General features: G+C 38.5%; 15 protein-coding genes and 1 tRNA gene. 1 reads left to right on the top strand and 15 read right to left on the bottom strand.

What is annotated here, in order from left to right; all coding sequences use genetic code 11:
- Window positions 1-6 precede the first annotated feature (6 nt).
- From HMPREF2758_RS00080 to pdhA, 15 genes are all read right to left on the bottom strand, one after another.
- On the bottom strand, window positions 7-477 hold the full coding sequence (locus tag HMPREF2758_RS00080; RefSeq protein WP_070608388.1) for an S-ribosylhomocysteine lyase: 471 nt from the start codon (window positions 475-477) through the stop codon (window positions 7-9).
- A 46-nt stretch (window positions 478-523) separates the two neighbouring features.
- Entirely contained in the window at window positions 524-2,695 is a 2,172-nt protein-coding gene (locus HMPREF2758_RS00075; protein ID WP_246823112.1) for a DNA internalization-related competence protein ComEC/Rec2, read from the bottom strand.
- A 184-nt stretch (window positions 2,696-2,879) separates the two neighbouring features.
- On the bottom strand, window positions 2,880-3,581 hold the full coding sequence (locus HMPREF2758_RS00070; protein ID WP_006909011.1) for a helix-hairpin-helix domain-containing protein: 702 nt from the start codon (window positions 3,579-3,581) through the stop codon (window positions 2,880-2,882).
- Between the two features lie 74 nt (window positions 3,582-3,655).
- A complete protein-coding gene (coaD, locus tag HMPREF2758_RS00065; protein WP_006909010.1) occupies window positions 3,656-4,135 on the bottom strand; it encodes a pantetheine-phosphate adenylyltransferase in 480 nt (159 codons plus the stop codon).
- Window positions 4,132-4,704 carry a 16S rRNA (guanine(966)-N(2))-methyltransferase RsmD gene (gene rsmD, locus HMPREF2758_RS00060; RefSeq protein WP_070608384.1) on the bottom strand — a complete coding sequence of 191 codons (573 nt, stop codon included), beginning with the start codon at window positions 4,702-4,704 and terminating at the stop codon, window positions 4,132-4,134. The genes coaD and rsmD overlap by 4 nt, the downstream gene beginning before the upstream one ends.
- A 14-nt stretch (window positions 4,705-4,718) precedes the next feature.
- Window positions 4,719-5,099, bottom strand: coding sequence for a YlbG family protein (locus HMPREF2758_RS00055; RefSeq protein WP_070608382.1), 381 nt, complete (start codon window positions 5,097-5,099; stop codon window positions 4,719-4,721).
- The gene (locus HMPREF2758_RS00050; protein WP_006909007.1) at window positions 5,089-6,366 is read right to left on the bottom strand and encodes an FtsW/RodA/SpoVE family cell cycle protein; all 1,278 of its coding nucleotides are present in this window, start codon (window positions 6,364-6,366) and stop codon (window positions 5,089-5,091) included. Before HMPREF2758_RS00050 ends, HMPREF2758_RS00055 begins: the two co-directional genes overlap by 11 nt.
- A gap of 289 nt (window positions 6,367-6,655) precedes the next feature.
- The gene (locus tag HMPREF2758_RS00045; protein ID WP_006909006.1) at window positions 6,656-7,261 is read right to left on the bottom strand and encodes a superoxide dismutase; all 606 of its coding nucleotides are present in this window, start codon (window positions 7,259-7,261) and stop codon (window positions 6,656-6,658) included.
- 120 nt (window positions 7,262-7,381) lie between these two features.
- Window positions 7,382-9,208, bottom strand: coding sequence for a translational GTPase TypA (gene typA / locus HMPREF2758_RS00040; protein ID WP_006909005.1), 1,827 nt, complete (start codon window positions 9,206-9,208; stop codon window positions 7,382-7,384).
- 20 nt (window positions 9,209-9,228) lie between these two features.
- Complete coding sequence (locus HMPREF2758_RS00035; RefSeq protein ID WP_070608380.1) at window positions 9,229-9,996, bottom strand: inositol monophosphatase family protein; 768 nt, start codon at window positions 9,994-9,996, stop codon at window positions 9,229-9,231.
- A gap of 11 nt (window positions 9,997-10,007) precedes the next feature.
- A complete protein-coding gene (locus HMPREF2758_RS00030; protein WP_070608378.1) occupies window positions 10,008-10,280 on the bottom strand; it encodes a UPF0223 family protein in 273 nt (90 codons plus the stop codon).
- A 255-nt stretch (window positions 10,281-10,535) separates the two neighbouring features.
- Window positions 10,536-11,942, bottom strand: coding sequence for a dihydrolipoyl dehydrogenase (gene lpdA / locus HMPREF2758_RS00025; protein ID WP_070608376.1), 1,407 nt, complete (start codon window positions 11,940-11,942; stop codon window positions 10,536-10,538).
- Window positions 11,943-11,949: 7 nt separating this feature from the next.
- Complete coding sequence (locus tag HMPREF2758_RS00020) at window positions 11,950-13,629, bottom strand: 2-oxo acid dehydrogenase subunit E2 (RefSeq protein WP_070608374.1); 1,680 nt, start codon at window positions 13,627-13,629, stop codon at window positions 11,950-11,952.
- Between the two features lie 36 nt (window positions 13,630-13,665).
- Window positions 13,666-14,643, bottom strand: coding sequence for an alpha-ketoacid dehydrogenase subunit beta (locus HMPREF2758_RS00015; protein WP_070608372.1), 978 nt, complete (start codon window positions 14,641-14,643; stop codon window positions 13,666-13,668).
- A 1-nt stretch (window position 14,644) separates the two neighbouring features.
- On the bottom strand, window positions 14,645-15,757 hold the full coding sequence (pdhA, locus tag HMPREF2758_RS00010; protein WP_070608370.1) for a pyruvate dehydrogenase (acetyl-transferring) E1 component subunit alpha: 1,113 nt from the start codon (window positions 15,755-15,757) through the stop codon (window positions 14,645-14,647).
- Between the two features lie 329 nt (window positions 15,758-16,086).
- Here pdhA and HMPREF2758_RS00005 point away from each other — a divergent pair.
- Window positions 16,087-16,160: transfer RNA gene (locus tag HMPREF2758_RS00005), tRNA-Arg, on the top strand.
- The last annotated feature ends 53 nt before the right edge of the window (window positions 16,161-16,213 follow it).

Here is a 16,213-nt window from a genome sequence, read left to right as displayed (position 1 = left end):
CATTCCCTAATAGTTAAACTGAGTATCCGTAATTTGTTCCAAAACCGCTAGGTATTTGTTTGCCAAATACTTAGCCATCGGTAGATTATGATCCAAATAATTTCCACAATCAGTAGCAGTAGCTCCGGGAATATCTCCTTCATAATCCGCGACAAATTTGAAAGCGTCTTTTAATAAATCTAATAGTGCTTGACCTTGTAGCTTATCAGTCACAATTAAATAAAAACCTGTACGGCATCCCATCGGTCCAAAATAAATGATTTCATTTTTAACGGATGCTTCGTTTCGCAGATAGGTCGCTAATAAATGTTCAATCGTATGCATTTCTGCTGTATTCATTACAGGCTCAATATTCGGTGCCGTCATTCTTAGATCGTAGGTCATTAACTCCCGATTATCAATTTGATCCTTACGCGATAAATACACCCCTGGTTTTAGCTTTAAATGATCAATGGTAAAACTTGCGATTTTTTCCATATACACCCTCCATTCTCTTTCAATTTAATGAATTCAATAATATTTGTCAAGTTTCATCTCTAATACACCATTCCACTGACCACCCCCACAAGGGATGATAAATAAATTGAATCGCTCCTTTTTGATGCGTCGATAGATAGGGAATCGCAAGAGCTTCTAATCGATCTAAAACCTCTGCATGTGGATGTCCGTAACGATTGTTTTCTCCCGCCGATATCAGAGCCATCTTGGGATGAAGCTGGGTTAAAAAGAGAGAGCTTGTAGAAGTACGACTTCCATGATGTCCAAGTTTTAAAACATCGATCACTGGTCCTTCTCCCATTTCTAAATAAACTTTTTCTTGAACAGCTGTCAAATCTCCTGTATTTAAAAAAGTCTTACCTCCAAAGAAAAGCGTTGTTACCAAAGAAGAATCATTCGAAGGATCTTGAGACTGAGGCGATCGTTTTAAGGATTCAATCCTCAATCGACCTTTCAAAAGACTATGCTGTGTTCCTTCGGGGATAATTCGAACCTTTGTTTGAACGGATAAACCATCACTTAAGGACTGCCACAGCTCACTTCCATAGGTATATTCAGATACAAACAAGTCATCAATCGGTATTTCATGAAGCAAGGTAAAAAGATTTCCGATATGATCCACATCAGGATGGGTAATAACAACTCCTTTCAGCCGTCTTACACCTTGAGCTCTTATGGCTGGAATGATATTTTTGTAAGCAAAATCTCGATTGATCATACCGTTTTGATACCAATCTGCCTGTCCACCTGTATCAATAAGCCAGTGTCCTGCCCCAAACGGAAAAGAAACTAACATCGCATCTCCTTGGCCCACGTCAATAAGTGTTAACCGCGTTGACATATCCATACTTGGTCCAATAAATAGAACACTCACATATATTGCAAACACCCAACTCCAAGCCAAACGCTTATTTTGCCGAAGATAATAAACAAATAGGATACCTGCAATAAGAAGTAAGATAATCTGCCAAGAAGCAACACGCCCCAATAAATAAGAAAAATAATCCACATGTTCAGCTAATGATAAATAATTCCAAACCTTACTACAAAACGTCGATAGCCAAGCAATGGCAGATATTAATTTTGGAATAAATTGACTTAGATAGATCAAAACTGAAAAAACAAACATGGCAGACATTACTCCCGCATCAAAGGCTAACCCAAATATAATCAAGCTGATAAATTGTGCCCCATTCCACTGAAAAGTCTGATTAAGAACCAGAGGCCAAGAAAACAATAAACAAATTAGATTTAATTCGTAACCTGCAAGGCGATCAGAAACGGTGGGCAATGCCATCTGTTGATGAAATATGATTAAGGCTGACATTAAGAATGAAAGAACAAATCCTAGATTCAGCAGATAATTAGGATTGATAATTAATAAAATTATGGCTAAAATTGCTAAAATATCCAGAGAACTTAGAGGCATCGAAAAATAACGACAAATTTTTTTGGCATAATAATAGCAAAAAGATCTAATTACTCCAATCGGCCAAGCAATTAATGTTGAGAAAATCAATAGCAAAACAGCTACCACCCATTCAACCACCGTGGGGTCAATTCCCAATCGAAGAAGAGTCAATTTAGCCCTTCTTCGAATAAAATCTAGGTGAAATCCTGAAATCGAAAAGAAATGCATTACCCCTAAGATCGCTAGATCTTTCTTGAAAAGACGATAGTTCATTGAATTTAAATTATATAAAAGCTTATTATGGATAGCCACTAAAAAGTGATGATCTAGTCGTCTAAAAACATAAAAAAATCGAGCCCGCAGGTTTGCCCCCCAAAATAGAGCATCCTCGATCAAGCTAGGTCGATATGGTTGAATCGTGACCTGCTTTAGGCATTCGACTTGCCAAACTATCCCCTGCGAACTTAAATATTTTTGGTAATCAAAGATTCCAAAATTTCTTGCTGGTTTGGGGCTAGTTAATTTGAATTCACCTTCTATTTTATAACTCGATCGTTTTAACAGATTAGGTAGATCTAACTTCCCTTCTTCCATCGGATAGTATAAACTCATTGGATACCGTTTACCCTCCAGGTCTAATACTACTGGACCATAGATTGCGTCTTCACTGATCGTTAAAGGGTTGGGGTCTAAGAGCAAAACGCCTTCAATTACTTGTTCAGATTCAAATGCTCCTTTTTGAGACTTCGTTTTTTGTGCTAATTGAATATAGGAACAACTAGTCATAAATAGGGTAAATACTATGATGAGAATAACTTTCCTGTTATTTAAACAAAGTATTCGAAAAGCCAAAACTACAGCAAGCAGAATATATAGTCCGTTATAGGGATTCATTATGTTCAGCAAAAATAAGACTTGGGCTATTAAAATGAACCACCAATGAAAGCGTAAAGATGAAAGGAAAGACATGTTAAAACCCCACCGTAATCAAATCTTTTAAGGATTCATAGGTTTTAGGTCCTATTCCAGATACATTTTGAATCGCTTCAATCGATTGAAAAGACCCATTATTTTCTCGATATTGAATAATCTCTTGAGCTTTTTTTGGACCAATATTCGGTAGTGTTTCTAACTCAGTCTGATCGGCTTGATTAATATTAACTACGCTTTCTTGGTCTGAATTTTGTAGCGACGAAGATGGATAGTCACCGAATAAGCCAGACAGTGCTAAATCAGATTGCTTGCTTTCCTCTGATTGAAGCAAGTCCCATTCAGCTAGACTATATACTTTAACAACACTTTGATCCTCTAACAACAAGGCCAAATTTAGACTATCTTTAGCCGCTTGCTCAGTAAATCCACCCGCCATCTCAATTAAATCAAATAAACGAGCCCCACGATCTAGCACATAGACCCCCTCTTTCACCACCTCGCCCTTTAGATCCACATAGATTTGATCTGACTTAGTCGATTCTAGCATTTCTGTTTCATCCGTGGTTACTAACGATTCTAGCTCCGATCTTTCTTGTAATAATACCTCCTCAAAACTTGATGAGGAAGAAGGATGCAGGATACGAAAAACAATAAGGCCTATCATTAATAATAAGAATACAGCAAGGCTTGGAAAGAACCAGTGTTTCTTATCTTTTAAGTCTTCTTGAAAATAATTCATCCAAAAAACTCCTCTGCTAGTATTTACTATGAATAAATACAAGCAAAGGAGCTATTTGCGTTTTAAAAATCTAATTATTTAAATTTATCTTTTAAAGCTTGGTCAATATGAGGTAAAACCATTTCAGACAGATCTCCCCCATATGCGGCAATCTCTTTAACCACTGAAGATGAGACAAATCGATAGGTCGGATCAGCCATTAGATAAAGTGTTTCAATCTCTTTAGCTTGACTTTGATTAATAGCAAACATGGCTTGCTCATACTCAAAATCAGCCACTGTGCGAATACCTCGAATGATATATCTAGCACCAACTTGTTGAGCATATTGTACCAATAACTGATTTTCTATCACCACAAGGGAAACATGATCCAACCCTTGAATAACTTTTTTAACCATTTTTTGGCGTTCTTGCAAGCTAAAGAGGGTTTGTTTAGATGGATTCACAGCAATTACTAGAATCAATTGATCAAACAGACGAGTTGCTCGTTCAATTAAATTGAGATGACCCAAAGTAATTGGGTCAAAGGAACCTGCAAAAATTGCTTTCTTCATTCAACTTCATCTCCTCGATAAATTAACAAACTCAAATAGCTTTGCCCATACTTTTTAGATTTTACCCATTCAAAATCATCGACTTCCGAATCCCATTGATGTTCTTGATCCGATTCACAAAGAATAACGGCTTGATCAGCTAGCATCGATTCTTTCTTTAACCATCTTAAGTCTTCTAAATATCGGCCCTTCTTATAAGGTGGATCTAGAAAAACAAGATCAAAAACTTTTGATGTATCATTAAACCACCGCTTCAAAGCCTGACGATTATTTCCTTTTAACAAATGAAATTTACTAAGTTCTTGAGTCATGAGTAAATTTGCCTCTATAGTTTTAAGCGCAATATGGTTTTGTTCACACAAAACCGCTTGATCGACTCCACGAGAAACGGCTTCAATCGCCAAAGCCCCAGAACCGGCATAAAAATCCAAGCAAAGATGACAACTCGATAAATAAGGACTTAACACATTGAACATCGATTCCTTCACCTTATCGGTCGTTGGTCGAGTATTCATCCCCGGTACCGCCTTTAAGGGTCTAGACCGATAGTTACCTCCTACGACGCGCATCAAATCCCCCACTTCTATTCCTTGCTTGTTTTTCTTGAATCAGATTTTTTTGGATCAATAGACTCAGCGATTTCCTTAAAGAATTCTTGATAATCTGTCCGTTCAGGATCCTCTACCACTCTTTCTTGAACATCGGGATCAACCCGATTAGCAATGGCATTTTTAAACGTCATATCAATATCATCACGATAAGAAAGTTCAACTTCTCTGACAAAATTGAGCCGTTCAATAGCGGGTAAAATCTTATCTGTTTGATCTTTATTAATATACAATACAACATATTTTAATCGTTGAGAAACATAATGGACGATTCCAAATTTCCTTAATTGTTTCCACTGACGTAAGCTATAGCAACTGACGATCAGTGACTGGCGTTCTATCTTCTTAAAGGTCACGTTTAATCCCTCCTATATAAAACCGATTATCTCCTTGTCGCGCTTTTAAACGCTGGTATCTCTCTTCAACATAAAATTTCTGTACTAAAGCAACTAATAATAAATTAGTAATAATGGATGTCCCACCTGATGAGATAAAAGGCAGGGTCACACCGGTCAATGGAATTAATCCCGTAAGTCCACCAATATTGATCATTGACTGAATAAAAATTAATAAAGCTACTCCTGAAACAAAAACCCGGTTAAATCTTATCGTTAAAGTCGCCGATAAGCGAAGTAAATAAGCCATTAAAAAGAAAAGTAATCCGGTAATCACACTTACTCCGACGAAACCAAATTCTTCCGCAGCAACAGCGAGAATAAAGTCTGTATGTGCAGCTGGCAAGACTAACTTCACTGTTCCTTGCCCTAGACCCTTACCAAATAGCCCTCCATTAGCAAAAGCCTGATAAGACTTAACCACCTGGAAGCCATCTTCTAATTGATACCGGAAAGGATTCGTAAAACTACCTAACCGTTGAAAAATATGACCGTTCAATTTAATCAATTGATCTGAAAAATGATCTAAAAACCAGTAGGCGAACAAATAGAAACCTAAAAAGACCAGTGCCCATTTGATATTCTTTTGATAGGGAGCATGATATATCGCTAAAACACCGATAAAAACTAAAAAAATAATTAAAGCTGTCCCAAAATCAGGTTGTCTTGTAATAAGAAAAATAGATAAACCCCAAAGCAATATAGAATAATAACCACGCCAAAAAACAGATTTTTCATATTTCAATAAATACGTCCGCTTAAATTCAACACTTAGACGAGCTAGCAGCAATAAAGTCATAATTTTCAAAAGCTCTGAAGGCTGTAAATTAAAGAAGCCAAGATCAATCCAGGATGAAGCGCCACCCGCTTCATGACCAAAATAAGTCGCATAAAAAATCATAATGACCAATAAAGTTAGGGCGACATTTTGCCAAAAAACAGAACGATAAAGCTTTTGAGGAAAAAACATTAAGCAAACACTCATTAATATTCCTACGATAATCGCCATAAGCTGCTTGAACAATACTGTTAAGGGACTTGAATTAAAGCTAGCAGAAAAAATTAAAAAACAAGAAATGATAAGTAATATTAAGACCGTTCCTAATATCCACGGATCCATCAAAACAAGCATCTGCCGATATTCATGCCATCTCTGAAGAAAACGAGACTTAGTCGTCTTATCCTGTGTATGTGTACTACCGATTTTGTTGGGGAAAGGTTGATTCAATCACAGATCCCTCCTTCTATATTCCTACTCATTATAGCATATGAGAAAGTAAGAAAAAAAGAAAGCACAAACGAATAAATATTAATACAAGAAGTATACACAATTGGGGTAAATCTCCAAGCACTAACTAATAATTACGCCCTTCAAATCCTCTATTAAAAAACGAACATAAATAAATCCCATTTAAAATAGACATCATTAAAGGGCTGTGACAATTGAATGCCACAGCCCTAAAGGTTAATAGTTATGAATAAACTTATAAGCCCTCGATCTCATTCATTGGTAAAAACTAGGCCTCGTGAAAACGTTCAGCAATTTTATCCCAATTGATAATTTCAAAGAAGGCTTGAACATAATCAGCTCGTCTATTTTGATAATTCAAATAATAAGCATGTTCCCACACATCAATTCCTAATAAAGGAGCCTTGCCTTGGCTCAATGGATTGTCTTGGTTAGGGGTTGCTAGAACACTTAGTTGATCGCCGTCTTTGACTAACCATGCCCAACCAGAACCAAATTGACCTTTCGCAGCTGTTGCAAACGCATCTTTAAATGCATCAAAGGAGCCAAAGTCACGCTTAATCGATTCAGCCAAGTCACCTGTTGGTTGATTATCTTCCTTAGGTGCTTGAAGACTTCCCCAGAATAAAGTGTGATTCAAATGTCCACCACCATTATTTCTTACAGCCATGCGAATTGATTCAGGAACCGCCTCTAGATCCTCAATGATGGATTTGATCGATTGATTTTCAAGATTAGTTCCTTCAATCGCCTTATTTAAATTTGTCACATATGTTTGATGGTGCTTATCATGGTGAAACTCCATGGTTGCCTGATCAATCACAGGTTCTAAAGCATCATAAGCATAGGGTAATTCTGGTAATTTAAATGACATATAAATTCCTCCTTTAGGTCCTTTTTTATATGATATCATGACTAGACCATAGCACCAAAAAATCTGCTCAAATAAAAAAGCAGGTCAACATACTTGCTCACCTGCTTCATAATAGTTGAGTTATTTATTTTTGTTAGCTTTTGCCCGCATTGATTTATCTAAAATCCGTTTACGCAAACGAACGTTTTCTGGAGTGATTTCACAATATTCATCATCTGCCATAAATTGAATGGATTCTTCAAGCGTCATTTTGCGAGGTGTTTTAATCACTGCTGTTTGATCCTTTGTTGCTGAGCGAACATTGGTTAAATTCTTAGCCTTAGTGATATTAACTGTCAGATCATTTTCACGGCTATTTTCACCAACGATCATTCCAGCATAAACCTCCGTCCCTGGTTCAACAAAAATTGTTCCACGGTCCTCCAAATTCATAATGGAGTAAGTTGTAGCTGTTCCATTATCGATGGATACTAGTGTTCCGTTACGACGTTGACCAATTTCTGCGTTAATAAAAGGTTTGTATTCATCGAAACTATGGTTTAAGATCCCGTAACCTCTAGTTAAAGACATAAATTCGGTCGAAAATCCGATCAAACCGCGAGAGGGGACTGAAAAGACAAGACGCATTTGTTGATTACCCGTGTTAACCATATCAGCCATTTCTCCACGACGATGACCCATCGCCTCGATAACACTTCCCATATACTCTTCAGGTGTATCAATTTGCACCCGTTCAAAAGGTTCACACTTAACACCGTCAATATCTCGAACAATCACTTGTGGTCTTGATACTTGGAATTCATAACCTTCCCGACGCATATTTTCAATTAGAATTGATAGATGCAATTCTCCCCGACCGGCAACTTTAAATGTATCTGGTGAATCGGTCGGTATAACTTTTAATGAAACATCCGTATGCAACTCACGCATCAACCGATCTTCCAGATTACGGGCTGTCACATACTTGCCTTCTCGACCAGCAAATGGTGAATTATTGGTTAAAAAGTTCATTTCAAGTGTCGGTTCATCAATATGTAAAAGAGGTAAAGCCTCTGGACTATCCACCGCTGCAATGGTTTCACCTACATAGATATCATCCATCCCAGATACCGCAATTAAATCGCCAGCAGACGCTTCAGAGATTTCGACACGATTTAATCCTAGAAAACCGTATAACTTCGTAATACGGAAGTTTTTCTTCGATCCGTCAACCTTCATAACCGTTACCGAATCGCCCACTTTCATCTTACCGCGGAATACACGACCAATTCCAATACGACCTACAAATTCATTATAATCTAACATGGTCACTTGACATTGAAGTGGTTCATCAGAATTATCGACCGGAGCTGGAATATAATCCAACACCGCATCAAAAATATAATCCATCGTCGGTTCTTGATCCTCAGGATTGGATGAATTCGACGATGTTCCATTCACTGCAGAAGCATAGACTACCGGAAACTCTAACTGATCATCATCTGCTCCCAACTCGATTAATAATTCTAAAACCTCATCCACAACCTCTTCAGGGCGAGCTGCTGGTTTGTCAATTTTATTAACCACTACCATCGGACGTTTACCAGCTTCTAGTGCTTTTTTCAATACAAAACGGGTTTGAGGCATTGTTCCTTCATAAGCATCTACCACTAAAATAACCCCATCTACCATCTTCATGATACGCTCAACTTCACCACCAAAGTCCGCGTGTCCGGGTGTATCTAAAATATTAATTCGTTTTCCCTTATATTGAACGGCCGTGTTTTTGGCTAGAATAGTAATACCTCTCTCCCGTTCAATGGCATTCGAATCCATTGCACGGTCAGCAATTTGAGCACGTTCATCCAAGGTATCCGATTGTTTTAATAATTCGTTCACCAAAGTTGTTTTACCATGGTCAACGTGGGCGATGATAGCAATATTACGTATATCTTCTCTATAATTCATTTCTATTTCCTCGATTTCTATTAGTTCATTAACTGCAGAGCTTCTTGGTAGATATTTGGATGAGCAAAAATAACCGGACTAGCTTCTAAAATATTTAATGATCTCCCATCAGGTCGACTCACTGGATAACCCATCGCTGTCATAATAGCGAGTCCAGCTGCAAAATCCCAGGGTTTAAGCTCTCTTGAAAGATAAAGTCCAGCTTCCCCTCGAATCACTGCCATAATTCCATAAGCCGAACATCCATAATAACGTAATCCCAGGGCTTTTTCAAAGACCGCTTGGCTATTTGACCAGTTTGTCATAAAACTAACTAGGTTGCCAATAATTAAGGATTCCGATAAAGAATTAATCAGCAAAGGTGTTAAGGCCTGTCCATTTAAATAAACGCCCTGACCGACCCAGGCATGATAGATTTCACCCTGTGCAACATCATAGATATAACCTGCTATAGGTTGTCCATCATGATATAGGCCAAGCATAATTGCAAAGCACCGATGCTGTTTCACATAATTAAGTGTCCCATCGATGGGATCGATGATCCACAGTGTCCCTTGAGTAGACTTAACTTCTTCAGTTATACCTTCTTCACCAATCACTTGATGATTCGGATAAGCGGCTTTTATTTCCCGAAAAAAATACGCTTCTACTTCTTTGTCCATCCTAGTCACCAGATCACTGGCGGAAGTCTTTTCTTCCACCTCTAAATCCGATTCTAGGGAAGCTAGCAATGAATTCCCGGCGGTCTTTAACCAGGTTAATACTTTTTGATGCAATTCATTATTCACTAATTAGCCCCCTAACGCATCTTCAATAAGGATTGATCCGTTAGATCCTGCGCTTTCTTGCGACAAGCATAAATCGAATAGTGGGTTAGCTTCTCAAAAGCTCGGTCATAGGTCTTTTCCAAGGCAATAGTCGATACTACCCGCTTAAAAGCAGCGTACTTATCCTTAAATTGCTTCACTTGAATTCCTTGCTCATAGGCTTGTTCAACCGCCGCATAAAGTTCCACAACAGCTATAATTTCATCTTTAGTCCAGTCTGAATCTAAAGGATAAGCATAAGACATATTTAGACCTTCTTTCTATACTTGTACAGTCACTTACTATCTTAACGCATTTAAAGTCATAATAGATGACTTTTTTTAAATAAAATCGCTTACCTCATCGAAATTTAATCGTTAATAGATCTATGTCGCAAAATTATCGCTTTTAGAAAACTTTAATCAGCCAATAAACATTAAAAACTCCCCCAATAATAGCTCCCTCTAACGAGGTTACTACTATCAGGGAAGTGATTAAAATTGAGGTCTATGTATTAAAAATTACATATGAATCGGTTCCCCTAAAACAGCTTCCGCACAATCCATAATCGCTTCTGTTAAGGTTGGATGTGGGTGAACGGTTAAAGCGATATCTTCAGCATTCATACCTGCTTCGATGGCCATCGTTAATTCTGCTAATAAGTCAGACGCACCTGGTCCAGCAATTTGCGCACCAACGATTACATTGTCTTCCTTCGTTGAAACAATTCTCACAAATCCTTCGTAAGAATCCATTGCTACAGCCCGACCATTTCCACCAAATGGGAATTTAGTAACTTTAACATCTAAGCCAGCTTCTTTAGCTGAATCCTTAGTATATCCAGCTTCTGCTAATTCAGGATCCGTATAGCATACCGATGGCATTGCTTTATAGTCAACTTCGTCTTTACGACCAGAGATAGCTGCAGCTGCAACCTTTCCTTCAAAGGAAGCTTTATGAGCTAACATCGCACCAGGAACAATGTCCCCAATCGCAAAGATATGTGGATTGGATGTCCGGCCTTGTTTATCAACTTTTACTTTACCATGTTCATCTATTTCAATACCAGCAAGATCAAGATTTGCTTGATCAGTATTAGGACGACGCCCTACTGTAACCATGCAGTAGTCAGCTTCAACTGTTTTTTCTTCGCCCTTATGCTCATAAGTAACAATGACACGGTCGCCTTTAACCTCAGCACCTTTAGCCATAGCCTTAGTGATGATTTCAGCACCCTTTTTCTTGAAGTCTTTCTCAACTAAACGTGCCATATCCTTTTCAAAGGATGGGATAAATTGTTTAGATCCTTCAAGAATCGTTACTTTAGTTCCAAAGCTAGCATAAACAGCCCCTAGTTCAGATCCGATAATTCCTCCACCAATAATTACCAAATCTTTAGGAATTTGAGGAAGATTTAATCCGCCGGTAGAATCGATAATGCGTTCTCCGAATGGGAATCCCTTGATTTCAATAGGACGTGAACCGGTCGCTAAAATAGCATTATTGAAAGTATAGGTTTGAGCTTCTTCACCATTAACGACACGAATTGTATCTTTATCGGAGAAGAATGCTTCACCACGGATGATTTCAACCTTATTCTTTTTCAATAACATTTCAACACCAGAAGTCATTTTTTGTACAACTGAATTTTGCTTCCAGTCCTGAGTTTTTTCCCAGTCGACTTCAACATCTTTCGTCGTAATCCCAAAAGTTTCTGGATGTTTTGCTAATTGATAAGTGTGAGCTGCTTGAATCAATGCTTTTGAAGGAATACATCCTACATTTAAGCACACACCTCCAAAATATTCTTTCTCAACAATTGCTACCTTTTGACCTAATTGTGCTGCACGAATCGCTGCAACATATCCACCAGGACCAGCTCCAATAACAACTGTATCTAATTCTACCGCGAAATCTCCGACTACCATTTAATCACTATCCTTCCATTAATAATAATTCTGGGTCAGCTAAGAAACGTTTCACTTCATTCAGTGCCCGTTGCGCTGTTGCACCGTCTACAATTCGATGGTCAAAACTTAAAGATAGCTTACATACTCGACCTACCGCTAATTCACCTTCTTCATTAACGATTGGCTGTTGAACAATCGCTCCAAATCCAAGAATGGCCACTTCTGGATGATTAATGATTGGGCTGAACCATTTTCCACCCGCAGAACCAATATTTGAAATCGTAATACTTCCTTCTGTCATTTCCGACATGACTAAACTTCCTTCATGGGCTTTAGCAGAAAGGTCAACGATCTCTTGAGCAATCTGGAACATATTCTTAGTATTGGCATCTTTAATATTTGGTACATATAATCCACGTTCTGTATCCGTTGCAATACCTATATTATAGTAGTTTTTGTAAACTATTTCATTAGTTTCATCATCAATTGATGCATTTATTATTGGATATTTTTTGCAAGCTGCTATTAAAGCCTTTACAACATATGGAAGGAAGGTTAATTTAATGTTGGATTCTGCAGCGATAGCTTTATATTTCTTACGATGTTCCCAAAGTTTTGACACTTCAACTTCGTCAAACAAGGTTACATGAGGTGCTGTATGTTTAGATTGAACCATTGCTTGGGCAATTGCTACACGGTTACCTGATAGGGCCACACGCTCTTGACGATCTGATTGAGTGGATTGATAAGCACTCGTCGATTTGCTTGTCGAAGAAGCTGATGATTCTCCACTTATATCCGTCGACACTGCTTGACGAGATTCATTATTGCTGACTTCCTCAACTGTGGAATTAGCTGGACTAGCTGATGGATTGAAATTCTCAACATCTTCGGCTGTAATCCGACCATTTTTACCACTACCATCAATCAAACGAATATCAATTCCTTTGTCACGCGCTAATTTACGTACAGAAGGCATCGCCAAGACACGTCTTTGACTTAATTCTTCCTCAGATAGACTAACTTGTGATGTAGATCCGGTAGTTTGTCCCGCTGGACGAGGATCTTCAGGAACATGGTTAACCGGTGCATCCGCATCGTCGAAGCTAGCAACTAACTCATGTGCTTGATCTTGAGCAGATCCGTTATGTTCAGGAGAATCAATCTCAACGATTACTTGACCCAATTTGGCAACTTGACCAGCTGGTACATGAATTTTTTTTATGGTTCCTGATACTGGAGATGGTAATTCTTCAACTGATTTATCATTTTGAACTTCAACTAAGGTGTCATCTTCCTTGATTTGATCACCTTCTTTAACATCCCAAGCAACAATTTCACCTTCCATAATTCCTTCACCTAAGGCAGGTAATTTAAATTGGAAGTAGGCATTGGATGCCGATGCTTGGCTTGTTTCTTGATCCGTTGACGGCGTACTTTCATCTTCACTGTCATCTGACTCATGTCCTGGAGCATCAATTTCCACAATGACTTGTCCCAGCTTGGCTACTTGACCAGCAGGCACTAAAATTTTAGTCACTTTACCAGAAACAGGTGAAGGTAGTTCTTCAACTGATTTATCATTTTGAACCTCTACAAGAGTATCGTCTTCATTAATTGTATCGCCTTCTTTTACGTCCCAGGCAACAATTTCACCTTCCATAATGCCCTCTCCAAGAGCAGGTAACTTAAATTGGAATGCCATTCTCTTTGTCTCCTTTATTCATCTTGACCTATGTGACTAAAATTCATTAAGTTCTTTTACTTTCGCTACGATATCCTTTGCATCAGGAATCCAATCTTTTTCAGCTAAGCCAAATGGAAAGACTGTATCTGGCGCTGCCACAAAACCAATCGGTGCTTTCAATGATAAGATTGCTCGTTCAGAAATTTCAGCAATGACTTTATTGCCAATACCTGCTTGACGTTGAGCCTCTTGAATCATCACCACTTTACCCGTTTTTTCAACAGATGCAATAATAGTTTCGATATCTAGAGGTTGGATAGTACGTAGATCAAGAACTTCTGCTGACACACCCTCACTAGCAAGTTGTTTAGCTGCTTTTTGTGCCTCTTGAACCATGGCTCCATATGCAATTAAAGTAACATCTGTTCCTTCTTCCACAATTTTAGCTTTGCCGATTTCAACGGTATAAGCTTCTTCAGGAACTTCTTCTCTAAACGAACGATATAGCTTCATATGCTCCAAGAAATATACCGGATCATTATCACGAATCGCAGAGATCAAAAGTCCCTTAGCATCATAAGGATTAGAAGGAATTACAACTTTAAGACCTGGATTTTGGGCTAAAATTCCTTCTAAGGAATCCGCATGTAATTCTGGAGTATGCACTCCACCACCAAAAGGCGCTCTAAAGGTGATAGGTAAATGACGTGTGCCACCCATACGATAGCGCGTCCGAGCAGCTTGCCCAGCCACTGAGTCCATTGCTTCAAACACAAATCCATTAAATTGAATTTCTGGGATAGGGCGGAAACCCTCTAAGGCTAACCCAATGGCTAAACCAGCAATTCCTGATTCAGCTAAAGGAGTATCAACGACACGCTCTTCACCAAACTCCTCTTGAAGTCCTTCCGTTGCACGGAAGACCCCACCATTCTTACCAACATCTTCACCAAAAACGAGCGTTCGGTCATCATTTCTTAATTCATGGGCTAAGGCATCAGTGATTGCCTTAATCATTGTCATTTGAGCCATATTATTGATTCTCCTTTGCTTGGAATTCTTCAATCTGTTCTTTCGTCACAAAATCAGGTGTCTCATACATATTCTTGAGATAATCTGAAATCTTTTGTTTTGGTGCTTGATCCGCTTTTTTGATAGCAGTCTTAACTTCTTCCTTGGTCTTTTCAATCACTTCAGTTTCTCTTTCTTCTGACCAAAGTCCTTTATCCGTCAAATACTTACGTAAACGAATCAAAGGATCTTTAGCGTGCCATTCTTCTTGAACCCCTTCAGGTTGATAACGTTTAGGATCATCTCCGGATAAGGTATGAGGGCCAAAACGATAGCACAATGTTTCGATCAACACTGGACCATTACCAGCAATCGCATATTCACGGGCAGCCTTTGTTAATGCATACACAGCTAGAATATCCATTCCATCTACTTGAACACCTGGAATTCCTGCTGCTACCGCTTTTTGAGCAAGGGTTGGTGCAGCTGTTTGTTTTGAGCGCGGTGTTGAAATCGCCCAACCATTATTTTGAATGACAAAAACAGCAGGCGCTTTGAAGGCTCCTGTAAAGTTAACCCCTTCATAGAAATCACCTTGGGAAGACCCACCATCACCTGTCCAAGTCATTGCAATCGCCTTACGTTTGTTTTTCTTAATTCCTAAAGCAACCCCAGCGGCTTGAACATATTGCGCACCAATGATAATTTGAGGGGGCAAAGCCTTTAAATCTTCTGGATAGTTATTTCCTTCAACGTGCCCTTTTGACCATAAAAAGGCTTTTTCAAGTGGTAACCCATGTAAAATTAATTGAGGTACATCCCGATAACCTGGCAAAATAAAATCTTCTTTTTCTGTCGCTAAGATAGTACCGATTTGTGATGCTTCCTGACCAGCCGTTGGTGCATAAAACCCTAGTCTGCCCTGGCGATTTAAAGCGGTAGAACGATTAAAAAGCTCACGAGCCCAAACCATTTTTTCCATAAATTCAACCATCTCTTCATCACTAATCGTTGCTGCAACTTCTGGATTGACAATCTCGCCTTCTTCGTTCATTACTTGAAATGTCGAAAAATCAAAGTTGTCTGACTTAAGTAAGTCTTCGATTTTGACATTTGCTTTTTTTGCTTGTGCCATTTGTCCACAATCCTCTCAAAATTTATTAAACAGTCCGAAAAAACTGTTCCCTATTATACCCCTTAACAATACCACCAATAATTGTCTATAGCAAGTATCAAGCTATGAAAAACAGTCAATTTAACCGATTGGAATATAGTGACTTATCGATATTCTGTTTTAATAACTGTACTAATTTAAATAAGCCTGTTACCATTTCAATTCATGATTTATATATAATTAAGTCAGTCTTCATCACCCTTCTTTAATTTTTGAATCTAAGAGCCAAGATAAAAAGTCTGCTTGACTTTTATCTAACTAGGGTTTACAATATAGGAGTTATGTGTCACGTGCCAGTAGCTCAGCTGGATAGAGCAACGGTCTTCTAAACCGTAGGTCGTAGGTTCGAATCCTACCTGGCATATTTAAAACCTCAGTGGTGAAAAAGAGAGGCTGTGACACAAGTCTCAAAAATAC

The sequence above is a fragment of the Facklamia sp. HMSC062C11 genome (genome assembly GCF_001810675.1).
GTDB lineage: Bacteria > Bacillota > Bacilli > Lactobacillales > Aerococcaceae > Facklamia > Facklamia hominis.
This window is presented reverse-complemented; position numbering and strand designations above follow the sequence as displayed.